The organism is Ruegeria sp. CE12, assembly GCF_056537525.1.
Map to the genome: position 1 here is coordinate 91456 of NZ_JBQFRS010000001.1, position 25564 is coordinate 117019.

Consider the following 25564-nt stretch of genomic DNA (forward strand, 5'->3'; position numbering starts at 1 on the left):
CCGGGATTAGAACCCGGCGTTGATTGCCTGTGCAGCGTCAATCTTGTCCTGACCTACATCATCGGCAAATTTGTCCCAGACAGGCTTCATCGCATCGACCCACGCCTGACGCTGTTCTGGGTTCAGCTCGCGGATGATGGCACCCGTGTCGGTGATCGATGCCTTGGCGGCTTCGTTCACGGCAAAGGCTTCTTTGTTCCGCTGTTCAGTGACTTCCGAAAGGATTGTCAGGAACTGATCACGCACTTCTGGATCCAGGCTGTCCAGCCAGTCCACAGACGTCACAACCAGATAATCGATGATGCCGTGGTTGGTTTCCGTGATGCCGTCCTGCACTTCGAAGAACTTTTTGCCGTAGATGTTCGACCAGGTGTTCTCCTGCCCGTCCACAACGCCCTGCTGCAGCGCGCCGTAAACTTCCGAGAACGCCATTTTCTGGGGGCTACCGCCGATGGCTTCCATCTGAGCAACCAGAACATCCGAAGACTGAACACGGAATTTCAGGCCATCCGCATCCGAAGGGTCAACCAGAGGCTTGTTGGCCGACATCTGCTTCATGCCGTTGTGCCAGAAAGCCAGACCTTGCAGGCCGCGGCGCTGCATGCTGTCTTTCATCGCCTGACCATCTGCCGATGCCTGGAACGCATCAACAGCTTCGATGTTCTTGAACATGAAGGGCAGATCGAACAGACGGAATTGCTTGGTGAATTTCTCGAACTTGGACAGCGAAGGCGCGGCCAGTTGTACGTCGCCCTGCAGCATCGCTTCGAGGACTTTGTCGTCGTTATAAAGTGTGGAGTTCGGATAGACCTCCATGCACATCACGCCGTTCATCTCATCGTTGACACGCTGTTCCAGCAGCGAAGCAGCGATACCTTTGGGGTGTTTGTCAGTGTTGGTAACATGCGCAAACTTGACGACAATCTCACCGTCATCGCAGGCAGCCATGCCCGCCGTTGCAGTTACGGACAGCGCAAGTGCGGTTGCAGCCGTTGTCAGGAACTTCATTCGTTTTTCCTCCCGGACTTCCTTGAAACTTCTTTTGGACACTGGATCAGCGTCGCATGACGCGAAGTGAAACGAATCGGGAGTTATCGCTCAACTTTTTGATTCATCTATGTCGAACTTGATTTAAGTTGTTATTTATCAATTCACTAGGAGATGCACCCGAACGGAAAAAACTGATAGCGCTGTAGGCATGTGCGAAATCCCGCACACCACAATCAAGATTTGTGCGGAATTTCGCACAACCTCGAATCACATCCGCGAATCGAACCGTGAATTTTTCATTGCTCCAAACGCAGGTCGGGTAGCTTACCCCACCTAACCTTATGAAAATATGTATTAAGGATATAGGAACAGCGGGGTCACCGGCGATAGTCCTCCGGCCGAATCTGGTAACGCGCCAATTTGTCGTAAAAAGTCTTACGAGGCAGTTTCAGCGCTTTGGCAGCCTCAGACGCCTTACCATTGTGACGCCCAAGCGCCGCAATCAGAAGAGAACGTTCAACCCGTGCCATCTGTTCGTTCAGCCCCAGATCAGCAGCTTGAGTAACCTCCTCAGGCATTCCTAGCACAAACCGCATTGCTGCCGACATCAGTGATCTTGCATTGCCCGGCCAATCACTCGCCATGAGGGATGCCATGTGTTCAGAACTGACTTCGGGTTCTGCGATGCCAGCTTGTTCGGCGGCCTGAGCTACGTAATGGCGAAAGATCACCGGTATGTCTTCGGGACGTTCCGCCAATGACGGGATGCGCACGCGCATGACATCAAGACGATAAAAGAGGTCGGCGAGGAACCCGCCCTGCGATGACAGTTCTGCCAGATCTGCGGTCGTACCGGCGACAATCCTTACGCCGGCATCCTGCTCTATCAATTCCAGCGCTGCATATTGCGTGGCTTCCGGCATTGCGGAAACTTCATCAAGAAACAAAGAGCCACCCGCTGCATCTTCGCAAACGCGCAGGAGGTCTTCGGCCAACAATCCTGCTGCTGGGCGTTTGACAAACGGGCCTTGTCCACGCGGAGACATCAGGTGCACCACTTCGGCAACCTTGGAAATGCCGCTGCCCGGTGGCCCTGTCACAAGAACCTCTGCGCCTGTTGGCGCGACGCTTCTAACTCGATCTCGAAGTGCTTCGGCCTGAGCAGACAGTCCAAATAGCAAACGCGCGGCAGGATCTCCGCGCTCCAGCTCACTTTTCAGCGCGCGCTGCTCCAGAACCGCGGTTCGGCTGGCAAACGCGCGTTCCAACACTGCCAAAAGATCTGCTGCGGCGCAGGGCTTTTCCAGAAAGTCAAAAGCACCCTGTCCCATTGCCTGAACTGCCATCGGGATATCCCCTTCACCCGTCAGAAGGATGACTGGCAGATCCGGATCTATTTCTCGGGTATAAGATAGCAGGTGAAACCCATCCCGCCCCGGCATCCTAATGTCCGAGACAACTACGCCGGCAAAATCCGGGCGGATGTGATCCTTGGCTGCTACGAATGAACCTGCTGCAACCGGGTGATAATCTGCAAGCTCCAGAGTTTGCGACAATGCTTCGCGAACTGCCGCATCATCGTCGACCAAAAGCACCTTTTTGATCATGCGGCTTTGTCCTCTTTGAAGTATTCAAGCTCGACCGTGAAAATCGCGCCCGATCTTGCATTCGTACCACGAATGTTTCCGCCAAAGCTTTGGACAAGGCCATAGGAAATCGACAAGCCAAGCCCCATTCCTTCGGAAGAACCCACCGCCTTGGTGGTATAGAATGGCTCAAAAAGCTTCTCTGGCTCTTCGATACCTGGACCAATATCCCGAACCGTGACCGCCAGCCGTTCTCCGTTGTCTATGGCGATACGAATAAGACGCTCTTCCTGATTACTCATCGCGTCAGCCGCATTGTTGATCAGGTTAACGAATACCTGCACCAGCCTCACCTCCCCGCCCCAGGCGTAGACGGGCTCGGTATTGGGGTGCCAGTCCAGTGTGACCCCATCAGCATGCAAACGGGGCTCGGTGAGCTCCACTGCCGTTCTGATAACCTGCACCAGATCCACCTTGCCCATTGGTTCGCTTTCATTGCGCGCAAATGCGCGAAGGTTTTTGATGATCCGCGCCATGCGGGCGGCCATTTCCGAAATTCGCCCCAGATTCTCGGTGGCCTTTTCACTCTTTCCTCGTGTTAGAAATGCAGCACCATTGTCAGCGAATTGCTGAATGGCCATAAGCGGTTGGTTTAGCTCGTGACTGATACCCGCCGACATCTGGCCCAGTGCATTTAGCTTACCTGCCTGCACAAGATCGGCCTGCGCCCGCTTCAGCGCGGCTTCCGCTTCCTGACGCTCAGCCACTTCGCGCCTGAGTGCGGCATTTGCTGCTGTCAAAGCTCGCGTTCTCTGCGCAACGCGGCTCTCCAAAACTGCATTGGCGTCCGCAAGAGTACGCCTCCGCTCGGTCGCAAGGAAAAGTAGCGCCCCGAATGCCAGAAAGATCGCTGCGACAGCAGCTGCCTGAAGTGCCGCCAATCGCCGTGCAGGCGCGATATCCATCAGCACTTCACCTGTCATCCCGATCACTGGCAGGTCACGGGTCAGGTGCAATGCGCGTACCGGCAGGTACGGTCCCCACCCAATGCTCCAAATCTCGTGCGGCCCAATCCTGCTCGAGGCGAAGCTCCCCGCTTCTGCATGTGGCGGCGTGATCCCTACTTGCCCATCAAATCTCTGCCAGAACAAAAGCTCGGATCGGTTGGAAATGAAAACCAGACCACTTCGGTCAATGAAGAACACAGCCTCGGTACTGCCGCGCCATGTACGTTCAACGTCCTCGATGTCTGCGATGATCATAACGGAACCGACGACCTGACCATCAGGACCAAAAGCAGGCGCAGCATATGAGAATATGCGGTTTCCAATACCCGAGAGTACACCATGCGAGCTTCCCAATGCCCCGTGCATTGCACGCTCGAATGCAGGTTGGCCCTTCACATTTCCCTGAACAACATCATGAGCGGCGGCCAGAACCTGCCCATCACGATCGGCGTAGATGACGTCGATGGCCGCGGTTTTGTCAGCCACCTCAAGCAACAACTCCCGTGCGGCGAATTTATCCGCTGGATTATCAAGCTGTTTAAGGGCCGGATGATCCGACATCAGGACCGCAAGTTCCTGATACACCTGCAGCTGCGAACTCAGCCCGTCCGATGCCAGCGCAAGATCCGCTTCAGCCTTTTCGCTGAGTTGAGTGAGCGCTTGACGGTAGCCATAAGACCAGACCATCGCTGATAACAGTGCGACGGCGAACAAGTACCCGACAATGATCCAAAACCTGTGCATGACATAGGGTCTTGCATTCGCTGCGCCCCATGGCAAGTCTGCGCAGCATGAAGACACTCTCCCAATCCCCGACTGATCCTGAATTTGTGCAGAACCCCTACCCGTTCTATGACCGGGCCCGCGGCTATGGCGATCTTGTCTATTGGGATGAATACAAAATGCCCGCGGCCATTTCTCACGTGGCGGTTCAGTCTCTGTTTCGGGATCGCAGGTTTGGACGTGAGATTCCAGAGGAACTGACGGTTGAAGGCCCCGCTCACCTCGCCCCTTGGTTACTGGTCGAAAAGCACTCCTTGCTGGAGGCTGAGCCGCCCCGCCATACAAGGTTGCGCTCATTGGTACTTCGGGCATTTACTTCACGGGCAATAGCGGCCCTTGCGCCCGGAATCGAAGATCTTTGCCACGAATTGATCGACACGTTCCCACAAGAACCATTCGACCTGCTGGACGCTTATTGCATACAAGTTCCGGTCATCACCATCTGTCGATTGCTGGGTGTGCCGGAAGAGATGTCTCCGCATCTGCTGCGGTGGTCGCATGACATGGTGGCAATGTATCAGGCCAGCAGAACGCGCCAGACCGAGGATGTAGCAGCGCAGTCCTCACAGGAATTCACGGATTTCCTTGATGAATACATCGGGAAACGTCGAACCGAACCGCGTGATGATCTGATTACTCGCCTGATTGCAGCCGAAGAAGATGGTGAGAAGCTCTCGCGTGATGAACTGATTGCAACCTGTATCCTGCTGCTCAATGCCGGACATGAGGCAACGGTCCACTCGTTGGGAAATGGTGTCAAAACGCTGCTGGAAACCGGGGCGGGTGCAGAGTCTTTGATGCCAGACACGATCGACAACACCATTGAGGAAATCCTGAGAATTGATCCACCGCTTCATATGTTCACGCGCTATGCATATGAGGATGTGGAACTTTATGGGCACCGGTTCTCTCGCGGTGATCAGGTCGCCTTGTTATTGGGCGCTGCAAATCGCGACCCCTCGATCTGGAACGATCCGGATAGATTTGATCCGACACGCTCGATAAAGACAAACACCAGTTTTGGCGGTGGTCTTCACTTTTGCGTCGGCGCACCACTCGCCCGTCTAGAGATGCGTATTGCGCTGCCAATCCTGTTTGAGCGTTGCCCTGGCCTTCGCTTGGCCGAGGCACCTGAGTATTCCAACAGCTATCACTTTCATGGGCTGACAAAACTGATGGTTCAGATCTGACTTCAGATATCCCCTGATGTTTTGATTGTCTGCGGATCGGGGTTCAGGATTCGGTCAACGCATTCAAGGGCAGCATCGTGGTGGATTTGATTTCCTCCATCGACAGCAATGCCGTCACATTGTGCACACGCACTTCTGAAATCAGTGTCTGGTAGAATGCGTCATAAGCACGGGCGTTCTTCACCCGTACTTTCAGGATGTAATCAATGTCCCCGGCAAGCCTGTGTGCCTCCTGAACTTCGGGTCGGTCACGCAGTGCTTTCAAGAAACGCCGTTGCCACTCCGCTTCGTGTTCAGAAGTTCTGATCAGGACAAAGAACGTCGCCTCAAAACCCAGCGCCTCTGCATCCAAAAGCACGGTTTGCTGACCAATGACACCGGCCCCCTTCAGCTTGCGAATTCGATTCCAGACCGGCGTCTTGGAACTGCCAACTCTGGCCGCAATCTCATCCAACGACTGACTGGCGTCGCGCTGCAACTCGGCCAGAATTTTCCGATCCGTGTCGTCTATTCGCACTGACATCCCAATTTTCCTTCCAATTCAAAACTCGCGTCCCGCTTTACACCGCAGACAGAACGTATGTCCTTATTTGCGCGGATATATGGCGTATGACCGGGAATATTTCCTATATTGCAGGTCAAGTCAAACAAACGCCAAGGCACTCTAATGCAGGTTACGCAGACACAAGGGCACGCAGGTCACGTCGATTTCGTCGGCGCAGGCCCCGGTGATCCCGAATTGCTGACCCTCAAAGCGCTGACCGCCTTCGAGGCGGCGGATGTTGTATTGCATGATCGCCTTATCAGCGATGAGATTCTGCTGTTGGCGGGCCAAACCGCTGAACTGATCGATGTAGGCAAAGCTGGTTTTGGCCCTTCCTGGAAACAGGAAGACATCGATGCGCTTCTGGTCGAATATGCACTTAAAGGTCTGCGTGTGGTTCGCCTGAAATCGGGTGACGCCACTATCTTTGGACGACTGGACGAAGAAATCGATGCGCTCGACGCAGCAGGCGTTTCGTGGAACATCGTGCCCGGCATTACTGCTGCATCAGCCGCAGTCGCCGGAATTGGTCAAAGCCTGACACGGCGCGGGCGCAACTCCTCGGTCCGGTTCCTGACTGGTCATGACATGAAGGGATTTGCAGATCACGACTGGACGGCGCTGGCGCGCCCCGGTTCTGTGGCCGCAATCTACATGGGTAAGAAATCCGCCCGTTTCATTCAGGGTCGCCTGATCATGCACGGCGCTGATCGTGCCACGCCTGTGACACTGGTCGAAAATGCCTCACGTCCGGACCAGCGCGTTGTGGCGACAACACTCGACCAATTGCCCACCGATCTGGCATCTGCCGAACTCGATGGCCCTGCCCTTACATTTTACGGCCTTGCCCCGCGCGACGCGGCCAAAGCCGCAACCAAATTCAACAAGGAACTTGCCTGATGGCCCGCGCTTTTACCCCCAAAGTCGTCACCGCAAATGACTTGCTGGAAGGCGACGTGATTTATCTGACCGAAGATGATCGCTGGTCTCGTGACCTGAGCGAAGCAGAGCTGATCACTGACGAGGCACATGCGCAGGTTCGCCTGCTGGATGCCGAGCGTCAGGTCAGCAAGATCGTGGGTGCCTATCTGGCTGACGCCGTAGCTGGTGAGAACGGCCCGGAACCCACCCATTTTCGGGAGGACTTCCGCCGAACTGGTCCGTCCAACTATGCCCACGGCAAACAGGAATCTTCCCAGCAGCCCCGGGTCTGACCTCAGGCCCCTCTCTCCCCTATATGGCCCCGGATCCGGGGCTGCAAAAAAGGACAGCTAGACATGTATCGCTACTCCGAGTTTGACAAAGATTTTCTGGCAGAGCGTAACGCCCAATTCCGTGCTCAGGTCGAGCGCCGCATTGACGGCTCGCTGACCGAAGACGAGTTCAAACCTCTGCGCCTGATGAATGGTCTGTACCTGCAGTTGCACGCCTACATGCTGCGCGTTGCGATCCCGTACGGCACCCTTTCCAGCGCACAGATGCGCCAATTGGCCCTGCTGGCCGAGAAGTGGGACAAAGGCTATGGCCACTTCACCACGCGCCAGAACATCCAGTACAACTGGCCGAAACTGAACGACGTGCCGGACATGCTCGACGCGCTGGCCGAGGTTGGCATGCACGCCATCCAGACCTCGGGCAACACAATCCGTAACGTGACCGCCGACCATTTTGCCGGTGCCGCCGCGGACGAAGTCGCTGACCCACGCCCATACGCTGAACTGCTGCGCCAGTGGTCCACCGACCACCCGGAATTCCAGTTCATGCCGCGCAAGTTCAAGATCGCCATCACCGGCTCGGAAAACGACCGTGCCGTGATCAAGGCACATGACATCGGCCTGCAACTGGTTGAGCGTGAGGGCGTGCTGGGCGCCCGCGTTATCGTGGGTGGTGGTCTTGGCCGTACCCCGATGATCGGTAAGGAACTGTCCGAATTCGTCGCCTTTGACGACCTGCTGGCTTATCTGGAAGCCACTGTTTCCGTATGGAACCAGATCGGCCGCCGCGACAACAAGTACAAGGCGCGCATCAAGATTACCGTGCACGAGCATGGCATCGACGCCATCCGCGCCAAAGTGAATGAGCGCTTCCTGCAGGTTCGCCCGCAGTTCAAGGGCGCCGATATGGCTCAGCTGGAAGAGATCAAGGGCCACTTTGCCCCGCCAACCTTCCGTGAAGCCTCGGTTGCGTCGTTCGAAAGTGCCTACACCAACGATCCGGTCTTCCGCTCTTGGGTCGATACCAACATCGCGCCGCACAAGAACGCGGACCACGCGATCGTCACGATCTCGATCAAGAAGCACGGCCAGACGCCGGGTGATGCGACTGCCGAACAGATGCGTGTAATGGCTGATCTGGCCGAAGAGTTCGCCTATGACGAACTGCGCATCAGCCATGAGCAGAACGTGATCCTGCCGCATGTCCACAAGTCAGACCTGCCTGCGATCCATGCCAAGCTGAAAGAGCACGAACTGGCCACCGCCAATATTGGCCTGATCAGCGACATCATCGCCTGCCCCGGCATGGATTACTGCGCGCTGGCAACTGCCCGTTCGATCCCGGTTGCGCAAGAGATTGCGACCCGCTTTGACGAGCTGAAGCTTGAGCATGACATCGGTCACCTGAAGATCAAGATTTCAGGCTGCATCAACGCATGTGGTCACCACCACGTGGGTCACATCGGCATCCTGGGCCTGGATCGCGCAGGCGTCGAGAACTACCAGATCACTCTGGGTGGTGACGCGACAGAGACCGCGGCTGTTGGTGATCGCACCGGTCCTGGCTTTGCTTACGACGAGATCGTGCCCGCCGTGGAACGTATCGTCGACGCCTATCTGAATCAGCGTGACAGCGCAGAGGAGACGTTCTTGCAGACCTACCGCCGCGTTGGCATGGCACCGTTCAAAGCGGCGCTTTACCCCGAGGCGCAGGCCAATGCCGCTTGACCTGATCCAAACGGAACTGGGTGCAGACCGCGCGGAACTGACCGAAAAGGTCGAAGCGCTGAACGCCCAGTTCCGCCACCACAGTGCCCATGACGTTATGCATGGCGCGTTGCAGGAAATCGAAGAGCTTGCTCTGGTCTCCAGCTTTGGTGCGGAATCGGTGGTGTTGCTGCATATGGCGGCAGTGGTCGACAAAGCTACGCCTGTCCTGTTCATCGACACGCAGATGCTGTTCACCGAAACATTGGAGTATCAGCAGGAAGTCAGTGAACGTTTGGGTCTAACCAATGTCAAAATTATCCGGGCGGATGACGAAGATGTTGAGCGTGACGATCCTTACGGTGCGCTGCACCTGCGCGATACAGACGCTTGCTGCAATTTGCGCAAGACGTTTCCTCTGCAACGGGCGCTGAGTGGATATTGCGGCTGGATCTCAGGACGCAAGCGATTTCAGTCCAGCACCCGTGCCGAGCTTGAGTTTTTTGAGGTCGAGGACGGCACCGGACGCATCAAGGTCAACCCGTTGGCCCATTGGGCGCCAGAAGATGTTCGCGCCTATATGGACGAAAACCGCCTGCCCCGGCACCCGCTGGTGGCCAAAGGATACCCTTCGATCGGCTGTGCCCCCTGCACTTCGCCAGTCAAAGAAGGTGAAGACCCCCGCGCCGGACGCTGGCGTGATCAGAACAAGGAAGAATGCGGCATCCATTTTGTCGACGGCAAGATGGTTCGCGCAGGAGAGATACAATGAACGTAATCGTAACTGATGAAGGCTTTTCGCCTGATGATTGGACCGATGGCTACGTCACGTTGGAAGACGCCGCAAACGACGTCGTTGCGCTGGACGTGGCATCGGACACCGACCCCGATGAGCTGATCGACCGACTGGGCAGCGCTAAGATGGTGCGTGTGGACTTTCCATCCTCGGCAGATGGACGAGGGTTCACAATCGCGCGCGTGTTGCGCCTGAAAGGCTACACAGGCCGTCTGCGCGCCAAAGGTCATGTCTTGGCTGACCAATATGCAATGGCGCGTCGCAGCGGATTCGATGAGGTAGAAATCGACAACGCACTGGCCACCCGCCAGCCCGAGGATCAGTGGCTTGCCCGTTCTGATTGGCAAAGCCATAACTATCAGGCCCGCCTGCGCGGATAATCCCGCCAATCGCCAGCTTGTGACGAAATGGGGGCAACTTGCCCCCTTTTCCTGACTTGGATCAAAGATTAAACGGAGATGTCGGTTAAGCAGACCGATAGTGAAACGATGACAGAGATGAAATCCGTGACCGAAGCAACCGCCGTAAAGGCCCCTGTCCTTCCGGACGCACAAACCGTACTTGATGTGAAGCACTGGACCGACAGCTTGTTCTCGTTCAAGGTCTCACGCCCTGCCTCGCTGCGGTTCCGCTCGGGCGAATTCGTGATGATCGGTCTGCTGGGCGACAACGGCAAGCCGTTGCTGCGAGCCTACTCCATAGCCTCGCCGTCCTGGGACGAAGAGCTGGAGTTCTACTCGATCAAGGTTCAGAATGGCCCGCTGACCTCGAAACTGCAGCACATCAAGCCGGGTGATCAGATCATCCTGCGGCCCAAGCCTGTTGGCACACTGGTGCACGACGCGCTTCTGCCAGGTAAGCGTCTGTGGTTCTTTGCGACCGGTACTGGATTTGCGCCGTTTGCTTCGCTTCTGCGCGAGCCGCAGACCTACGAGGACTACGACGAGATCATCATCACCCATACCTGCCGTGAGGTCGCTGAACTGGAATACGGTCGTCAGTTGATCGAAAACATCCGTCAGGACGAGATGCTGGCTGAACTGATGGGCGAAGGCTTTGCCGACAAGATCCGTTACTACCCGACCACAACACGGGAAGAGAGCCCCAAGATGGGCCGCATCACCAAATTGCTGAAAGACGGTACTGTCTTTGCAGATCTGGGCATCGAAGGTGGCATTCAAGCGGAAACGGATCGCGCAATGGTCTGTGGCAGCCTTGCGTTCAACCACGATATCAAGGCGATCCTTGAGGAATTCGGCCTGCGCGAAGGCGCAAATTCGGATCCCAAAGAGTTCGTTATCGAAAAAGCCTTTGTGGGTTAAATTGCTTACCGGTCAGAGAATTGATCTCTGACCGGTCTACTAACTATCGTGAAACCCGCGAAAATCAGCTATTTCCGCGTTTATGGCGCTTGAAACACCGCCCGGGGCAGTCTAAATTCCGGGCTCGAAATTCTGCAATCATCAAAGGAATGAACCCATAGCCCGCAGACCTCACAACGCGCCGCCGCAAAGAGACACCGGCCCTCGCGTCAATGACAAGATCCGTGCCCCCGAAATTCGACTGATTGGTGCCGAAGGCGAAAATGTCGGAGTGGTTCATCCCGCCAAAGCCATGCAGATGGCTGCAGATGCCGGACTTGATCTGGTCGAGATCTCGCCCAACGCGAACCCGCCGGTCTGCAAGATCATGGATTTCGGCAAGTTCAAGTATGAGCAGCAGAAGCGCGAAAGCGAAGCCCGTAAAAAGCAGAAAATCATCGAGGTGAAAGAGGTCAAGTTCCGGCCCAACACCGACACGCATGACTATGACGTCAAAATGCGCAACGTGGTTAAGTTTCTCGAAAACGGCGACAAGGTCAAAGTTACCCTGCGTTTCCGCGGACGAGAGATGGCACACCAGAATCTGGGCCGTGAGCTGCTGGAACGCGTAGCTGAAGATATCAAGGAAATCGGCAAGGTTGAAAACATGCCGAAGATGGAAGGCCGTCAAATGATTATGATGATTGGCCCTCTTCCGCAAAAGTAATTACTGCGGATATCCAATTTCGAACCCTGTCAGAGACACTCTGGCAGGGTTTTTTGTTCACTGGAAATTCAATTGGCGCGATTTGTAACGCCAGCAGCCAATCAACAAATTCAGAAGGTCTGAAACCGACGACGTGTCGATTTCAGGCACTCTGATTTCGACGATTGATTGGCGCAAAGTGAAAAGCTCAGAATCCTCTTTTGCCTCAATCTGGTGCGACCAGACAAAGGAGGCAGCTATGGGTGAGATGTCTTTTTCCGGCGGCGTGTACCAATCGCTTCCTGCCCGGGCGTATTGTGACGAAGGCATATTCACCCAAGAACGCGACCTGATCTTCAAGCGAGCGTGGCAATTGGTTGGGCACGCAACAGATATTCCGAACTTTGGAGACTATGTCGTCGAAGATATCAGCGGTGTTTCTGTGATTGTCATTCGCGGGCAGGATGGCAAAATCCGCGCCTTCTACAATGTCTGTGTGCATCGCGGCCATGAATTGCTGAACGGAAAGGGCTGCACCAAGAAGATGACTTGCCCCTATCACGCGTGGACCTACGACACGACGGGTCAACTGCGCGCCGCCCCAAACGCTACGGCCTTTCCGGGGTTCGACAAAAGCCAGTACAAGCTGCGACCGGTTCGGGTTGAAATGTTCTTTGGTTTGATTCTGGTAAACCTCGATCCCGAAGCGCGACCATTGGCAGATTTGGCCCATAGCGCCCTAAGCGAGATTTCGGACTATGCCCCCAATCTTGCCAGCTACAAACGCGCGGACCGGACGGAACGGCTTGCACAGGCCAACTGGAAGGTGGTCGCCGAGAATTTCAACGAATGCTACCACTGTGCGGTGGTTCATAAGACGCTGACTTCCGGCGTTGTCGACCCTGACCAATACCGAACCCGCGGTTTTGATTATGGGATTCGACACGCCAGCCCTGCCCGACCGGACTCGCAAAAATCCTACAGCTATGTCGCCGACCCCGAGGCGCGCACTGACAAGTTTCTAACCTGGTGGTTCTTTCCTCTATTCGCACTTCAGGTCTATCCCGGCGGCATCGTGAACACCTACCGCTGGAAACCGCTTGGCGTGAACAGGACAAAGATCGAGGTTGACTGGTGGCTGCCCGCCTCCAAACCAAACGACGTCGAGCGCGAGATCATTCTGCAGCATCGCACTACCACCTTTGCCGAAGACGGCCCTATCGTGGATTCGGTGCAGCGTGGGCTCGAAAGCGGTGCGTTAGGTTATGGTGCACTTGTGGTTGACGATGCATGCTCATCTCAGTCTGAGCATCCGATCATGGCATTCAATGAGCATTATCAGAGGGCCATGGGCGACATCGCCCTCTGACTTTGTCGTTTTTTTAAGCTGGCAGCGAAACGTCGATTGCCTTCGATAGCTTGCTGACAAGCTCGTCGATCTGCGCATCCTCGATGATGAATGGCGGCGCAAGCAAAACGTGGTCGCCGTTCTTACCGTCGCGCGTCCCGGACATCGGATAGCAAATCAAACCTTCTGCGAAGGCTGCCTTTTTGATCTTTCCGGCAATCCCTAGCGCGGGATCAAACGGAGCACGAGTTTCACGGTCGGATACTATCTCAACTCCACGGAACAACCCTCTGCCGCGAATATCGCCGATGTTGGGATGTTGGCCGAAAGCGACCTCCAGCGCGGATTGTAGCTTTTCGCCCATCACACCGGCGCGCGCAGGCAGTTCGCGCCCGGTCAGTTCGCGAACCACGGCCAGAGCGGCAGCTGTTGCAACCGGGTGACCGATATAGGTGTGCCCGTGCTGAAAAAAGCCCGAACCATCACGGATCGCATCATAGATCTTACCGGTGCACATCATCGCACCGATTGGCTGATAACCAGCCCCCAATCCCTTGGCAATACACAGGATATCCGGCGCCACCCCGTCGTGATCACAGGCAAACAGATGTCCTGTCCGACCCATACCACACATGACCTCATCAAGGATCAACAACACCCCGTACTGATCACAGATTTCGCGGATCCGCTTGAAATACCCATCCACCGCAGGGACAGCACCAAGAGTTGCTCCAACCACCGGCTCGGCCATAAAGGCCATCACGGTGTCCGGACCCAGATGCAGAATTTCAGCCTCCAGTTCATTGGCGATCCGCTGGCCATAGTCAAAGCTGCTCTCATCTTCAGGCTTCTCAGCATACTCGTAGCAAGCCGAGATATGGGTCATGTCGATCAGCATAGGCGCGAACTGTGCGCGGCGCCACGCATTGCCGCCAGCCGACAAAGCACCCAGTGTATTCCCGTGATAGCTCTGTCTCCGAGCGATAACATGACGGCGCTCAGGCTGACCGATCTCGAGATAGTACTGACGCGCCAGTTTGATCGCAGCTTCGGTTGCTTCTGACCCGCCCGAAACAAAATACACTCGGTCCAGATCACCCGGCGCATGTTCGATCAGCAAGTCCGCCAGCTCTTCGGCCGGTTCCGAGGTCATGAACCCGGTATGCGCAAAGGCAATTTGTTCAACCTGATCCTGAACCGCCTTGATCACCGCAGGGTTGGAGTGTCCAAGACAGGAAACTGCGGCATCACCACAATCCAGATACCGTTTGCCCTGATCGTCAATCAGGTAACATCCATCTCCATCCGCTGCGACAGGGAGCACCGATTTTGTATGGCGTGGAAATACGTGGCTCATTTCAAATTCCTTTCAAACGATTGACCAGCGCTGCGACCGATGCCGCGTTATCTGTCCAGGGCTTACCCTCTGGGTTGGTCAGGCTGTTCTCAAATCCAACTCTTACATCCGCACCGCGGAGCGCAGCCGCTTGCAAACAATCATGTTCCTGCGATCCAAACGCGCAGATCATCCATGGGTCTTGATGCGTCGGAAACCGATCGAGATCTTCAGGCGTTGATTCCTGATCTGTGGAATAACGTCCCAGCACCAACAGACGGTCGACCTGATCGGTACGAACAGTTCCGATGCGTTGCCACTCACTCAACAACTCTGCATCAGCAGCGTCATACAGAATATGCTGAACGCGCGTACCCTGATCCGCGCACAACGCGTAAACGCTTTCAGCCATTTCGGGCACTCGCGCAATCTCACGTATCGAGATTGAGGCCCAACTGGGTTGCACTCTCTTCAGGCATTCGAACTGAGCCGGAACATCAAAAACACCGGCAGCTTCGGTGGTGATCTGGATATCCATCGAGGGAACCGCCCGCTGCACTTCGGCGATTGTCTCGCGGTACCGCCCTGCATCCAGTGAATGTGCGCCCAGGTCATCGCGCACATGCAAATGCAATCCATTGGCCCCAACCTCGGAACACGCACGAGCTGTATCGACGATTTCATCCAGAGTTACCGGAAGACCAGCGTGATCATCATGGTCTCTTCGCGCTCCGTTCGGAGCAACCAGGATATACGGCAAAACCGCTCCGATGCTTGAATCTTGGTGTTGTTGCTTGGTGCCAGACATAGCTCCACCTCCATGGGTCAAAGCCGATGTATCCGTTGAGAGCACGTTTTCAACTTGCTTATTTCAAAACATATGTTTTTTTCATTTTATGACACAGACAACGACCCAACTGATCGACCGGCTACGCCGCGAAATCGACAAGATGCCTGCGCAACTTCAGGCGGCGACCAAGTACATCATAGATCACCCTGCTGATTTCGGGATCGATTCAATACGGGTTAGCGCAGACAAAATAGGCGTCAGCACAAATGTTATAGTGCGGCTGGCGCATTATCTGGGGTTTGAAGGATTCGAAGCCTTCCGCCACCCCTTTCGGCAGGATCTTGTAACCGACCGCGAGCTCCTGCTTGGACAAGACTGGCTATCCAGAATGCAGGGCGATGATTCATTTGCCGCATCTCAAGCAGTATTTGCCCGGAACGAACTGAATGTCGTCACGCGTTCACTTCGTCTGTCTGAACCCGACAGAGTAAAGCAGGCTGTGGAATTGATCACTTCCGCAGACCGATGCTTTGTAACCGCGACCCGTGCCAGCTATGCATTGGCCTATTACTTTCACTATGCCGGTCGCATGGCGCATCCAGGGCTTCAATTGATCCCGCGGCATATGGGGTCAGCGATCGACGATTTGCTTAAGGCAGATCAGAATGATTGCCTCTTTGCCATAACGGTCCATCCCTATTCCGCCGATACCATTCAATCGATGCGGTTCGCCCGTGATCGGAGTGCAAAGATTATAATGTTGTCCGATAGCGATGTAGTCGCACCTGGGCTTGAGCCTGACGTCGTTCTGAAAATCAGCACCCGCTCTCAACATCATTTCTCCAGCTTTTCCGGCGCTATGGCCGTTCTGGAGTGCCTGTTAGGGCATCTTTTCGAAGCCAACGGCGATGCGGCGCGTCAGCGTGTTGAAGAGTATCAGACGGCTCGGGAAGATACTGGTGCGTATTGGCGCGCAGCACCGCGCCCCAAGATCAGACGAAAATAAAAGCCCCGAAGAAAACTCCGGGGCTTTGGAACGATTTTTTCAACCGTTCAGATGCAGTCTTCAACAGCGCGTTTGGTCATGACGCCAACAAGATGCGCACGGTATTCCTTGCTGCCATGCAGATCACCGATCATGTTCATCGGATTGATTTTCAGATCCATCAGCGCATCAGGTCGAAACTCTTTGTTCAACGCCTCTTCTGCTTCTGACCAGCGGAACACACCATCTTCGCTGGCACCAGTCACCGCTACACGCACCCCATCAGCAAATCGAGCGAGGAAAACACCAACTAGTGCAAATCGGGACGCCGGTTGAAGGAACTTCTGATAGCTCGCTGCTTGCGGAATCGGGAAGTGGACGGTGGTGATGATCTCACCTTCATCCAGAGCAGTTGTGAACATGCCCTGAAAGAAATCATCTGCTGACACACTGCGGTTGTTGGTGATGATCGTTGCGCCCGACCCCAATGCCGCTGCCGGATAGCAGGCCGCCGGGTCGTTGTTGGCAAGTGAGCCGCCAATAGTGCCCCGATTACGTACAGCGGGATCACCGATGTGACCGGCAAGATCGGACAGCGCTGCATATTTGTCTGCTGTCTCTGCAGCGACCGTTGCATGTGTCGTTGCCCCGCCAATAGCAAGTGAGCCGTCATCTTCGACACAAACACCCTGCATCTCGGGGATACTGCTTAGGCTGACCAAAGTTGTTGGTGCGGCCAATCTTTGCTTCAGCGTTGGGATGAGTGTTTGTCCACCCCCCAATGCCTGAGCATCCTCGGATCCAAGCGCGGCCACGGCGTCCGAGATGGTCGAGGGTTTTTCGAACTCGAAACTATACATTTCGCTTTTCCTTTCCGAAGAACGCAGATCCGTTCTTCATCTGGCTATAGATATTTCGGAGGTCCGGGAGGCAATGCCCCCGGTCTACCCTCTCCATTCAACTGTTCATTGCTGCCCAGACACGCGACGGGCTGACAGGCATATCGATGTGATCGACAGCCTTTCCTCCCGAGTTCAACGCATCGATAACAGCATTGACCACTGCCGGCGGGGAACCGATGGCTCCTGCCTCACCACACCCTTTCACACCCAGCGGATTGTGGGTGCATGGGGTCTGGCTGGAATGATCAACCTCATAAAACGGCAGATCATCGGCACGCGGCATTGCATAGTCCATGAAGGATGCGCTCAGCAGCTGACCATTTTCATCATAGGCACAGTTTTCAAGCAGCGCCTGTCCAATGCCCTGACCGATACCGCCATGCACCTGACCGTCAACAATCATCGGGTTGATGATGTTGCCAAAGTCATCTGCGGCGGTGAAGGCCTCGATGGTCACCTGACCGGTCTCGGGGTCAACTTCGACCTCACAGGCATAAGCACCTGCCGGGAAGGTAAAGTTCGCCGGGTCGTAAAACGCGGTCTCCTCCAGCCCGGGTTCAACCTCCAGCGGATAGTTGTGCGGCACATAGGCTGTCAGGGTCACATCGCCCCAAGCCACCGATTTGTCGGTGCCTGCGACGCTGAACTGACCGTCCTTCAGTTCGATATCGGCCTCGGAGGCTTCCAACAGGTGGGCCGCGATCTTCTTGGCCTTCTCGATCACCTTTTCAGTCGCTTTGACCATTGCCGAGCCACAGACCGCCAGTGAACGCGAGCCATAGGTACCCATGCCAAACGGGATTTTCGAGGTATCGCCATGCACGATCTCGACCATCGACTCGTCGATGCCGATCATGTCAGCCACAACTTGCGGGAAGGCCGTCTCATGCCCCTGCCCGTGGCTGTGCGCACCGACCATGACGCTGATCGAACCGGTGGCATTTACCCGAACGGTTGCGGCATCATAGAGACCTGCGCGGGCCCCCAGCATACCGACGATGTTCGAAGGTGCGATGCCGCAGGCCTCGATATAGCAGTTGACGCCCAGACCGCGCAGCTTGCCGTTGGCTTCACTCGCTGCACGACGCGCAGCAAAGCCTGCCAGATCAGCAGCGGCCTCAAGCTTGTCCATCGTCCCGTTGTAATCCCCGGTGTCATAGGTCAGCGCCACCGGCGTGTCATAGGGGAACTGAGTGACAAAGTTCTGACGGCGTAGGGCAATCGGATCGACGCCCAACTCTCGTGCTGCTTTATCGACGACACGTTCCAGCTGATAAGTCGCTTCGGGACGGCCAGCGCCACGATAGGCGTCCACCGGTACCGTGTTGGTGAACATCGCCTTCACATTCACCTGAATGACCGGTGTTTTGTAGTTGCCCGCCATCAGCGTGCCATGCAGCCAAGTCGGAACCGAACTGGAGAAGGTCGACAGATACGCGCCCAAATTGGCATAGGTGTTAGTCCGCAGACCGATGAAATTGTTATCTGCATCCAGCGCCAGTTCGATCTTGCTGACATGGTCACGGCCATGGGCATCCGACATGAACGCCTCGGACCGGCTGGACGTCCATTTGACCGGGCGGCCACAGGCTTTGGCGGCAAAGGTACAAAACGCCTCTTCCGCATAGTGGAAGATCTTGGTGCCAAAGCCGCCGCCCACATCCGGGGCCACCACGCGGACCTTGTGCTCGGGCAGGCCTAGAACAAAGGCGCACATCAGCAGTCGGATCACATGCGGGTTTTGCGAGGTGGTATAGAGAGTATACTCATCCGTCCCGCGCTTGTACTCGCCCACCGCCACGCGCGGCTCCATCGGGTTGGCGACCAGGCGGTTGTTCACCAAATCCAGCGTCGTCACGTGCGCCGCGTTGGCAAAGACCTCATCGACCTTGGCGTCGTCGGTCTCGCCCAACTGCCAGTCATAGCAGATGTTGTTCTTTAGATCGTCGTGAACCAGCGTCGCGCCATCTTGCGCGGCTGCTTTCATGTTCATAACTGCCGGCAGTTCTTCGATATCAAGATCAATCGCCTCGGCCGCGTCACGGGCCTGTTCAAGACTGTCGGCCACAACGGCCGCAATCGGGTCGCCCACATGGCGCACCTTGCCCTGTGCCAAAATGGGGTGCGGCGGCTCCTGCATCGGCGCGCCGTGCTTGTCGGTCACTTCCCAACCGCAGGGCATCCCGCCCACACCTTCGAAATCCTTGCCAGTGAAAACCTTGACCACGCCCGGCATGCCTTCAGCTGCAGACGTGTCGATACTTTTGATCCGTCCATGCGCGATGTCGGACCGTAGGAAATGTACATAGGCCTGGCCATGTACGTTGATGTCGTCGGTATAATTGCCCGCTCCGGTCAGAAAGCGTACGTCTTCGCGCCGCTTGGAACTGGCTCCGATGCCACTGTCTTTGGGCATTGCTTGTTCTCCTCCCATAAACGGATGCTGGTGCACCCTATGTCATCCCACGGGCGTCCTCCTCACGCCCGCAGCGGCATCATTCCGCAGCGATGCTGCTGACGTCCTGACCGGATGCGGCCATGATCGCTTTGACGATGTTGTGGTATCCGGTACAGCGACACAGATTGCCCTCCAGATACTTACGTATTTCGGATTCTGTCGGGCGCGGATTCTCTTTCAGCAGGGCCGCTGCGCTCATCACCATTCCCGGTGTGCAAAAACCGCATTGCAAACCATGATGATCCTGAAACGCTTGTTGGATAACATTCAGCGAGCCATCCGCGTTGGCCTGCCCTTCAATCGTGCCCACATCCGCGCCGTCTGCTTCAAGCGCCAGCATGTTGCAGGATTTTACCGCCTCGCCATTCACATGCACCACGCATGCGCCGCATTGTGCAGTATCGCATCCGACATGCGTTCCGGTCAGCGACAGGTGTTCACGTAGAAAGCTGGACAGCAAAGTCCGGCCCTCGACATCACCGCTCACGGACTTTCCGTTCACGGTCATTGAGACCTGTGTCATAAGCTCCTCCCATTTGGTATTTTTTCCTCACGTCGAGTTAAACACGGGAAAATTTGTTTGAGAACAAAAATATTTGCCGTTTTTTGAGGCATTTCAGTCTCATGATCTCCACCAGCTATAGTGGCAGTCGCAGCGGTCAAATCTGCCGCTACGTCACTTTCCTTTGCCAGCCCTCGGCTGAGGTCTGGTGGGAATTTCCTTGAGCAGACCGCCGACGCCCATGCCAGCGATGTCTTCGCCTGTGGTCGCAATACCGCAGGCGACCCGGGACAGCACCCAGTCAGCACCATTCAGCGCAGGTGATCGCGCGCAGCCCGGCAGGCCGATGACTGGTTTGTCTTTCAGCGCCCCTATGAACAAAAGATTGCCGGGATCGACCGGCATCCCAAATCGGTCTACGAACCCTCCGGCTACCCTCACCGCGCTTGGTGCGACATCGTTCTCATCCGACGTTGCGGATCCAGTCAGGATCATTGCGACATCGCCCTGCAGGTCAGATACAGCAGCGGCCAATTCATCAACACGATGCGGAACGATCTTGATATCGCTGAGGTCCATACCCAGGGCCTCTATCCGCCCCCGTATCGCAGCGATGCCCTTTTCGTTCGGTGGTCCACCCGGAATGTCGGTGACGATCAGGCCTGCTGTTCTGTGAACGGGCGCTGCCAAACGGATCGAAGCCTGAGCCAAACGCGCGGCATGCATGACGTCCGAACCGGGTACCGCATAGGAAATAACCTTGATCGTCGCGACCATGCCGCCCGCACCCATCTGTTGATACTGCGGAACAGTAGCAACGGTGATCATCGGGTTAACCAGATTGAACCGTTGCAGTGCAGCGGTATCCAGTACAACAACCCCCGGTCCATCGGCCAAAAGGTTCACACGGCCGGTAAACGGCTCTGTCACGCGAAGGTTCACCTGCGCTGGTTCCGGTGCCAATGCAGCAGCAAGCATTCGGGCTGCTTCATCTTCGTGGCAATCACCTGGCTCCAGCCTCGCGACGATGACCTCAGAATGGCCTGCCTGCTCCAACATGCTGATATGCTGGTCTGTCAGTTCAAGCCCTTTGCGGAGCTTTTGGTCTCCGGCTTTGACGGAATGTGCAAGAATTGCGCCTGCAGCCTCAGAAACCGGTACCGGACCAAATTTCATGCTTTACCCCGAAGCACGGCTGTCATTTGTGCAAGAATAGCCACCGCGATTTCCGATGGTCCCGCTGCGCCAATATCCAAGCCAATCGGACCATGAATCTGGTCAATCTGTTCAGCTTTGAAGCCAGTTTCCTTCATACGCTCAACACGCTTGGCATGTGTGCGTGTCGAACCCAGCGCCCCAATGTAGAAAACGTTCGCCTCAAGAGCGGCCTCCAACGCAGGATCATCAAGCTTTGGATCGTGGGTCAGCAAAACCACTGCAGTGCGCGTGTCCAGACCCAGTTTGGCGACCGCTTCATCCGGCCAATCTGTCAGGATCGTCTCGCCCGGAAATCTCGAACTGGATGCAAATGTCTCGCGTGGATCCACGATCGCCGGATCATATCCGGCTATCCGGGCCATTGGTACAAGGGCCTGTGCGATGTGAACAGCACCCACTACGATCAGACGCAATGGCGGGTTGTGAACGGCCACAAATGTCTGACCATCCTCTTCAAAACCAGACCGGTCCATGCGCAGTCGGTCGGCATATGCATTTCGGCGCAATGCGCGTTGCCCGGTCTCCACGTTGACCTCGTACGCCAACGGCTCGCGCCGAGCGCGTGCTGCAACCAGTTCGGCCAACATCGGTTCAGGAAGGACCGACCCCACAGGTTCAACCAACACCCGGATCGTTCCACCACAGGCCAAACCGACCGCAAAGGCGTCTTCGTCACTGACCCCGAATTCGAGCAGACGCGCCTCGCCCTCTTCAATGGCCTCCAGTGCTTCGACAATAACTGCGCCTTCGACACAACCGCCAGAAACAGAACCTTCGATGCGGCCGTCGCCACCAATCACCAGCTGCGATCCCACACGTCGTGGCGCACTGCCCCAAGTCTGAACAACCGTGGCCAATGCGGCACCACTCCCATTGCGATACCAATCCAACGCTGTCTCGGGGCTGTTGTCGAATCGATCCATGAAAACCTCCGGGAATTTCATGGACCAACATAGGTAGGTTTGGCGCAATGAAAAGCGGCCCGGCAGTATCACGGGACGCCGGGCCGCGATGCGAGGGCGTGTCCATCTCACTGCGCCTCGCATGTTTCGTTGGGTTTAATCAGCAGGTTGCGCTTGTACCGTTTGTCCAATCAGCCTTTCTGGCAGAGCAAACGCGATCGCGACGAAGGCCAATCCCATCACGATGCCAACGATATCGCCGGGCAATGATGTCAGACCCTCGTATCCGGAACCCGGGACCGTCCCGAGGGTCACTTTGCCACCTGCGATCTTGTCGAGCAGGCCAGACGCTTTCCAGGCCGGGTAGGTCATCATGTACGCAGCAGCCCCCAGCAATCCTCCGGCAATAAAGAACAGTGCATCTTTGCGCCCTGACGCTGCAGCAACCACACCAGTCCCCGGACAATATCCGGAAACAGCCCAGCCTGCGCCCAGCAAGAGGCCACCGATAAACACGCCAATATAGGCTGTTTTCACAGACATGTGCCCCACATCGACCAGCCCGAGCATTTGTCCACCAAACATAAGTATGGAACCCGTGCCGATGGCCAGCAGGATAGACTTCGCAAGGTTGATGTTCGTTAGATTCAGCATCCGGTTGATGATTGTAGGGTTGGATGCCCCTACACGATCAAGCACTGCGCCGAAGGCTGTACCAATCACCAAAGCAAGAAAGATCGAGGTCATGGATCAGGCCTCCTTTTTGAACATGATCAGAGATACGGGGATCGCTGCGGCAAAGGCACCGGCAGCAAAGATGTAGCCGCTGACAGCTGTCTGCATCATTCCGGACATCATGTGGCCTGAGGTGCACCCGCCTGCCAACCGCGCACCATACAGGACGATAAAACCACCAAGAAACGCTGCTGCATATCTCTTCTTTGCACAGTCGCCGAAGTTAGCCCTCCAAAGCGCTGGAATGCTGCGATCGGAAGCTTCAATGCCGCCGCGAAACATTGCAGACAAAAACCCACCCAGCATCATGGCCACCACAAACACGAAGGAATAGTTCAACGGGTTTGAGACAGCCTTGGCATACTTGCCATCAGATTTGGCCAGATAGGCATTTGTCGAAGTGTATCCCTGGTCCGTTGCGGTCACGAGGCTCGGGTTGACGGCGTCAGCCACAATGCCATCGAGAATGACGAACTGCGTTGACACACCAATTGGCTTGACCAGCAGGACCGCCATAAAAAAGACAAGGCCCAGCAGAACGCCGCCTAGTTTCCAGTTGAGTGGCACGGTTTGATTCCTTCGCGCTATTACATTCTAAATACGGAATACATAATACATTCCACTTTGTGAATGATATAAATCAAGTCGCATTCAAATGTTCTGAGCATTGATTGTGACTTACGCAAACACTAGCTTGCGCTTGTACAGGGTGACTTTCGCCCTCGATACATCATCAAGAATTTTAAAATGGAGACAAAGAGTTGAAACGCATTCTTACACTGGGAACGGCAATTGGTCTTTTGGCATCGACTGCCGCTTGGGCTGATACATTTGTACGCTATGGTGAAGTCGAAGGCTGGAAGGTCTTCGTCGATAACGAAAAGAAATCCTGCCTGATTGAAGCCGTTGATGACGCTGAAAACGTGGTTCAGATGGGCTTGACCGAAGATCGCAGCGTTGGCTATGTCGGTGTCTTCACCAAGGCCAAAACCGATATCAAGCGCGGTGAAAAAGAGGCCGTGGCCATTCTGCTGGGCGACAATATCTATGTTGGCGAAGCTACTGGCATGAAAGGCAACATCACCAAGGGTTATTCAGGTGGATATGTCCTGTCAGACGATCCTCAATTCGCTGATGACATTGCAAAACAGAAAGTCATGGTCGTGTTCCCCGAAAAGGAATTCGCGTTTACCGTTGATCTGACCGGCACCTACAAAGCCATGGAAATGGCGCGTGAGTGCAACGAAAAGCAGCTTGGGTAATCCCTCAGGCAGAAAGCGCGGCCAGCAGTCGCGCTTTCTCTCCCTCATCATCAGGCTTTGAGATGACGTTCGCCAGATCCTCGAGTGAGGCGATGGAATGACCTGCACGGAAGCTGTCAACATGTGGCAGCATCGTCATGATCCCCTGAGCTTTGGGCGCAAATCCATCCCATCTGAGCAACGGATTGAGCCAGATCAGCCGGCGTGACGACAGATGTAGCCGCTCAATCTCTTTTTCCAGTTCCTCCGGTGCGCCGCGTTCCAAGCCATCGGTGATCAGCAGAACAACAGCACCCTGCCCCATGACACGGCGCGACCAGTCGCGATTGAATTGATGCAGGCAATCCCCAATACGTGTGCCCCCCTCCCAATCCTGTGCTTCTGCACCAGCGGCAGCAAGTGCAGCATCGACATCCCTTTGATGCAGATGACGGGTAATGTTGGTCAGACGCGTTCCAAAGGTAAAAGCGTGAACTTTGGCCCAACCCGCACCTTTGGCATTTGAAACCGTATGGAGGAAATGCAGGATGATCCTGCTGTACTGGCTCATTGACCCCGAGATATCGCACAAGGCAACCAGATTGGGCCAGCGGGGTTTGGGCTGCAGACGGGCTATACCCCGCAGCTCGCCCCCCTGACGCATTGCCGAACGGAGTGTTCGCGCACGATCAATTCGATGCCCCAGATGACTGGCCTGCCCGCGACGCGAGCTAATAGGTTTTACCGGCAGGTTGAGACGCGAAAGAATACGTTTGGCCTGAGCCACCTCTTCTGTACTCATTTGTTCGAAATCCAGATTGCGCAAGCGTTCTTCGCCAGACGCGGTTTGCGTCGCATCAATCTCGATTTCTGTTTCACCCTCTTGTTCAGCGATATCAGGAAGATCGCGATCCACCCCATCCAGCAAAGCCTCAGCCGCCCGTTTTTCTCCGGCATCCGCCGTGCGTTCTTCCTGAACACCCCGAATGGCCGGCAGCATCATCGACATCATATGCTCCAGATATCGAGGGTCACGCCAGTACAGACGAAACACCTGAGCAAAAACAGTTCGATGCTCGGGCCGGTTCACAAAACAGGCGTGAAGGGTCCAGTAAAAATCCTGCTTTTTTGTGAAACCTGCTGCCTCGACGGCGCGGATTGCATCGACAACCCTTCCTGTTCCGATCGGCAGTCCCGCCTTTCGCAATGCCCGCGCAAAATGAGTGATATTCTGCGCCAGCTTGGGATCGGAGGGGATATCCAGTGAGAGCTGTTCAGCCATCAGACCTTATGGAGGCTCCGCCGCCAACCCCATCAGCTTCT

At 55.7% G+C, this 25564-nt stretch carries 25 protein-coding genes; 11 read left to right on the forward strand and 14 right to left on the reverse strand.

Annotation, left to right across the window (positions count from 1 at the left end):
* Positions 1-6: 6 nt before the first annotated feature.
* The 3 genes from ACR0IO_RS00440 to ACR0IO_RS00450 form a co-directional block, all read right to left on the reverse strand.
* Positions 7-1008, reverse strand: coding sequence for a DctP family TRAP transporter solute-binding subunit (locus ACR0IO_RS00440; RefSeq protein ID WP_170333083.1), 1002 nt, complete (start codon positions 1006-1008; stop codon positions 7-9).
* Between the two features lie 359 nt (positions 1009-1367).
* A complete protein-coding gene (locus tag ACR0IO_RS00445; RefSeq protein WP_480738506.1) occupies positions 1368-2597 on the reverse strand; it encodes a sigma-54-dependent transcriptional regulator in 1230 nt (409 codons plus the stop codon).
* The gene (locus ACR0IO_RS00450; RefSeq protein ID WP_480738509.1) at positions 2594-4327 is read right to left on the reverse strand and encodes a sensor histidine kinase; all 1734 of its coding nucleotides are present in this window, start codon (positions 4325-4327) and stop codon (positions 2594-2596) included. The genes ACR0IO_RS00445 and ACR0IO_RS00450 overlap by 4 nt, the downstream gene beginning before the upstream one ends.
* 47 nt (positions 4328-4374) lie before the next feature.
* On the opposite strand from ACR0IO_RS00450, the gene ACR0IO_RS00455 reads away from it, so the two are divergent.
* The gene (locus ACR0IO_RS00455; protein WP_480738511.1) at positions 4375-5556 is read left to right on the forward strand and encodes a cytochrome P450; all 1182 of its coding nucleotides are present in this window, start codon (positions 4375-4377) and stop codon (positions 5554-5556) included.
* A gap of 43 nt (positions 5557-5599) precedes the next feature.
* Here ACR0IO_RS00455 and ACR0IO_RS00460 read toward each other — a convergent pair whose 3' ends face one another.
* Positions 5600-6079, reverse strand: a complete 480-nt coding sequence (locus ACR0IO_RS00460; RefSeq protein WP_155142006.1) for an Lrp/AsnC family transcriptional regulator — start codon at positions 6077-6079, stop codon at positions 5600-5602.
* 144 nt (positions 6080-6223) lie between these two features.
* Here ACR0IO_RS00460 and cobA point away from each other — a divergent pair, with 144 nt between their 5' ends.
* The 8 genes from cobA to ACR0IO_RS00500 all read left to right on the forward strand — a co-directional run bounded on the left by cobA (position 6224) and on the right by ACR0IO_RS00500 (position 13193).
* Complete coding sequence (cobA, locus tag ACR0IO_RS00465; protein WP_480738514.1) at positions 6224-7000, forward strand: uroporphyrinogen-III C-methyltransferase; 777 nt, start codon at positions 6224-6226, stop codon at positions 6998-7000.
* Positions 7000-7314 (forward strand): DUF2849 domain-containing protein, encoded by a 315-nt coding sequence (locus tag ACR0IO_RS00470; protein WP_155142010.1) that lies wholly within the window; start codon positions 7000-7002, stop codon positions 7312-7314. The genes cobA and ACR0IO_RS00470 overlap by 1 nt, the downstream gene beginning before the upstream one ends.
* 63 nt (positions 7315-7377) lie before the next feature.
* A complete protein-coding gene (locus ACR0IO_RS00475; protein ID WP_480738517.1) occupies positions 7378-9042 on the forward strand; it encodes a nitrite/sulfite reductase in 1665 nt (554 codons plus the stop codon).
* The gene (locus ACR0IO_RS00480; RefSeq protein ID WP_480738520.1) at positions 9032-9793 is read left to right on the forward strand and encodes a phosphoadenylyl-sulfate reductase; all 762 of its coding nucleotides are present in this window, start codon (positions 9032-9034) and stop codon (positions 9791-9793) included. The genes ACR0IO_RS00475 and ACR0IO_RS00480 overlap by 11 nt, the downstream gene beginning before the upstream one ends.
* Positions 9790-10197, forward strand: a complete 408-nt coding sequence (locus ACR0IO_RS00485) for a DUF934 domain-containing protein (protein ID WP_155142017.1) — start codon at positions 9790-9792, stop codon at positions 10195-10197. Before ACR0IO_RS00480 ends, ACR0IO_RS00485 begins: the two co-directional genes overlap by 4 nt.
* Positions 10198-10305: 108 nt before the next feature.
* The gene (locus ACR0IO_RS00490) at positions 10306-11139 is read left to right on the forward strand and encodes a ferredoxin--NADP reductase (RefSeq protein WP_480739776.1); all 834 of its coding nucleotides are present in this window, start codon (positions 10306-10308) and stop codon (positions 11137-11139) included.
* 244 nt (positions 11140-11383) lie between these two features.
* Positions 11384-11845, forward strand: coding sequence for a translation initiation factor IF-3 (infC, locus tag ACR0IO_RS00495; RefSeq protein WP_480739777.1), 462 nt, complete (start codon positions 11384-11386; stop codon positions 11843-11845).
* 238 nt (positions 11846-12083) lie between these two features.
* Complete coding sequence (locus ACR0IO_RS00500) at positions 12084-13193, forward strand: aromatic ring-hydroxylating oxygenase subunit alpha (RefSeq protein WP_480738524.1); 1110 nt, start codon at positions 12084-12086, stop codon at positions 13191-13193.
* Between the two features lie 13 nt (positions 13194-13206).
* Here ACR0IO_RS00500 and ACR0IO_RS00505 read toward each other — a convergent pair whose 3' ends face one another.
* A complete protein-coding gene (locus ACR0IO_RS00505; protein WP_480738526.1) occupies positions 13207-14529 on the reverse strand; it encodes an aspartate aminotransferase family protein in 1323 nt (440 codons plus the stop codon).
* Position 14530: 1 nt separating this feature from the next.
* On the reverse strand, positions 14531-15316 hold the full coding sequence (locus ACR0IO_RS00510) for a beta-keto acid cleavage family enzyme (protein ID WP_480738530.1): 786 nt from the start codon (positions 15314-15316) through the stop codon (positions 14531-14533).
* Between the two features lie 88 nt (positions 15317-15404).
* Here ACR0IO_RS00510 and ACR0IO_RS00515 point away from each other — a divergent pair, with 88 nt between their 5' ends.
* A complete protein-coding gene (locus ACR0IO_RS00515) occupies positions 15405-16304 on the forward strand; it encodes a MurR/RpiR family transcriptional regulator (RefSeq protein ID WP_480738533.1) in 900 nt (299 codons plus the stop codon).
* A gap of 47 nt (positions 16305-16351) precedes the next feature.
* Here ACR0IO_RS00515 and ACR0IO_RS00520 read toward each other — a convergent pair whose 3' ends face one another.
* The 7 genes from ACR0IO_RS00520 to ACR0IO_RS00550 form a co-directional block, all read right to left on the reverse strand.
* Positions 16352-17143, reverse strand: coding sequence for an FAD binding domain-containing protein (locus tag ACR0IO_RS00520; RefSeq protein ID WP_480738536.1), 792 nt, complete (start codon positions 17141-17143; stop codon positions 16352-16354).
* A 97-nt stretch (positions 17144-17240) separates the two neighbouring features.
* Entirely contained in the window at positions 17241-19601 is a 2361-nt protein-coding gene (locus tag ACR0IO_RS00525; protein ID WP_480738538.1) for a xanthine dehydrogenase family protein molybdopterin-binding subunit, read from the reverse strand.
* Between the two features lie 79 nt (positions 19602-19680).
* On the reverse strand, positions 19681-20166 hold the full coding sequence (locus tag ACR0IO_RS00530) for a (2Fe-2S)-binding protein (RefSeq protein ID WP_155142029.1): 486 nt from the start codon (positions 20164-20166) through the stop codon (positions 19681-19683).
* Between the two features lie 153 nt (positions 20167-20319).
* Entirely contained in the window at positions 20320-21321 is a 1002-nt protein-coding gene (locus ACR0IO_RS00535) for a molybdopterin-binding protein (RefSeq protein WP_480738541.1), read from the reverse strand.
* The gene (locus tag ACR0IO_RS00540) at positions 21318-22286 is read right to left on the reverse strand and encodes an XdhC family protein (RefSeq protein ID WP_480738545.1); all 969 of its coding nucleotides are present in this window, start codon (positions 22284-22286) and stop codon (positions 21318-21320) included. Before ACR0IO_RS00540 ends, ACR0IO_RS00535 begins: the two co-directional genes overlap by 4 nt.
* A 135-nt stretch (positions 22287-22421) precedes the next feature.
* Positions 22422-23012, reverse strand: coding sequence for a YeeE/YedE thiosulfate transporter family protein (locus ACR0IO_RS00545; RefSeq protein ID WP_480738546.1), 591 nt, complete (start codon positions 23010-23012; stop codon positions 22422-22424).
* A gap of 3 nt (positions 23013-23015) precedes the next feature.
* Positions 23016-23567: a YeeE/YedE thiosulfate transporter family protein gene (locus tag ACR0IO_RS00550; protein WP_480738548.1), complete on the reverse strand. Its 552-nt coding sequence runs from the start codon at positions 23565-23567 to the stop codon at positions 23016-23018.
* Between the two features lie 194 nt (positions 23568-23761).
* On the opposite strand from ACR0IO_RS00550, the gene ACR0IO_RS00555 reads away from it, so the two are divergent.
* On the forward strand, positions 23762-24262 hold the full coding sequence (locus tag ACR0IO_RS00555; protein WP_155142036.1) for a hypothetical protein: 501 nt from the start codon (positions 23762-23764) through the stop codon (positions 24260-24262).
* A 4-nt stretch (positions 24263-24266) separates the two neighbouring features.
* Here ACR0IO_RS00555 and ACR0IO_RS00560 read toward each other — a convergent pair whose 3' ends face one another.
* Positions 24267-25523: a vWA domain-containing protein gene (locus ACR0IO_RS00560; RefSeq protein WP_480738553.1), complete on the reverse strand. Its 1257-nt coding sequence runs from the start codon at positions 25521-25523 to the stop codon at positions 24267-24269.
* Between the last annotated feature and the right edge of the window lie 41 nt (positions 25524-25564).

Excerpts from the sequence above, each read along its gene's own strand:
- ACR0IO_RS00440 (WP_170333083.1), bottom strand. The coding sequence starts at position 1,008 with ATGAAGTTCCTGACAACGGCTGCAACCGCACTTGCGCTGTCCGTAACT.
- ACR0IO_RS00445 (WP_480738506.1), bottom strand. The coding sequence starts at position 2,597 with ATGATCAAAAAGGTGCTTTTGGTCGACGATGATGCGGCAGTTCGCGAA.
- ACR0IO_RS00450 (WP_480738509.1), bottom strand. The coding sequence starts at position 4,327 with ATGCACAGGTTTTGGATCATTGTCGGGTACTTGTTCGCCGTCGCACTG.
- ACR0IO_RS00455 (WP_480738511.1), top strand. The coding sequence starts at position 4,375 with ATGAAGACACTCTCCCAATCCCCGACTGATCCTGAATTTGTGCAGAAC.
- ACR0IO_RS00460 (WP_155142006.1), bottom strand. The coding sequence starts at position 6,079 with ATGTCAGTGCGAATAGACGACACGGATCGGAAAATTCTGGCCGAGTTG.
- cobA (WP_480738514.1), top strand. The coding sequence starts at position 6,224 with ATGCAGGTTACGCAGACACAAGGGCACGCAGGTCACGTCGATTTCGTC.
- ACR0IO_RS00470 (WP_155142010.1), top strand. The coding sequence starts at position 7,000 with ATGGCCCGCGCTTTTACCCCCAAAGTCGTCACCGCAAATGACTTGCTG.
- ACR0IO_RS00475 (WP_480738517.1), top strand. The coding sequence starts at position 7,378 with ATGTATCGCTACTCCGAGTTTGACAAAGATTTTCTGGCAGAGCGTAAC.
- ACR0IO_RS00480 (WP_480738520.1), top strand. The coding sequence starts at position 9,032 with ATGCCGCTTGACCTGATCCAAACGGAACTGGGTGCAGACCGCGCGGAA.
- ACR0IO_RS00485 (WP_155142017.1), top strand. The coding sequence starts at position 9,790 with ATGAACGTAATCGTAACTGATGAAGGCTTTTCGCCTGATGATTGGACC.
- ACR0IO_RS00490 (WP_480739776.1), top strand. The coding sequence starts at position 10,306 with ATGACAGAGATGAAATCCGTGACCGAAGCAACCGCCGTAAAGGCCCCT.
- ACR0IO_RS00500 (WP_480738524.1), top strand. The coding sequence starts at position 12,084 with ATGGGTGAGATGTCTTTTTCCGGCGGCGTGTACCAATCGCTTCCTGCC.
- ACR0IO_RS00505 (WP_480738526.1), bottom strand. The coding sequence starts at position 14,529 with ATGAGCCACGTATTTCCACGCCATACAAAATCGGTGCTCCCTGTCGCA.
- ACR0IO_RS00510 (WP_480738530.1), bottom strand. The coding sequence starts at position 15,316 with ATGTCTGGCACCAAGCAACAACACCAAGATTCAAGCATCGGAGCGGTT.
- ACR0IO_RS00515 (WP_480738533.1), top strand. The coding sequence starts at position 15,405 with ATGACACAGACAACGACCCAACTGATCGACCGGCTACGCCGCGAAATC.
- ACR0IO_RS00520 (WP_480738536.1), bottom strand. The coding sequence starts at position 17,143 with ATGTATAGTTTCGAGTTCGAAAAACCCTCGACCATCTCGGACGCCGTG.
- ACR0IO_RS00525 (WP_480738538.1), bottom strand. The coding sequence starts at position 19,601 with ATGCCCAAAGACAGTGGCATCGGAGCCAGTTCCAAGCGGCGCGAAGAC.
- ACR0IO_RS00530 (WP_155142029.1), bottom strand. The coding sequence starts at position 20,166 with ATGACACAGGTCTCAATGACCGTGAACGGAAAGTCCGTGAGCGGTGAT.
- ACR0IO_RS00535 (WP_480738541.1), bottom strand. The coding sequence starts at position 21,321 with ATGAAATTTGGTCCGGTACCGGTTTCTGAGGCTGCAGGCGCAATTCTT.
- ACR0IO_RS00540 (WP_480738545.1), bottom strand. The coding sequence starts at position 22,286 with ATGGATCGATTCGACAACAGCCCCGAGACAGCGTTGGATTGGTATCGC.
- ACR0IO_RS00545 (WP_480738546.1), bottom strand. The coding sequence starts at position 23,012 with ATGACCTCGATCTTTCTTGCTTTGGTGATTGGTACAGCCTTCGGCGCA.
- ACR0IO_RS00560 (WP_480738553.1), bottom strand. The coding sequence starts at position 25,523 with ATGGCTGAACAGCTCTCACTGGATATCCCCTCCGATCCCAAGCTGGCG.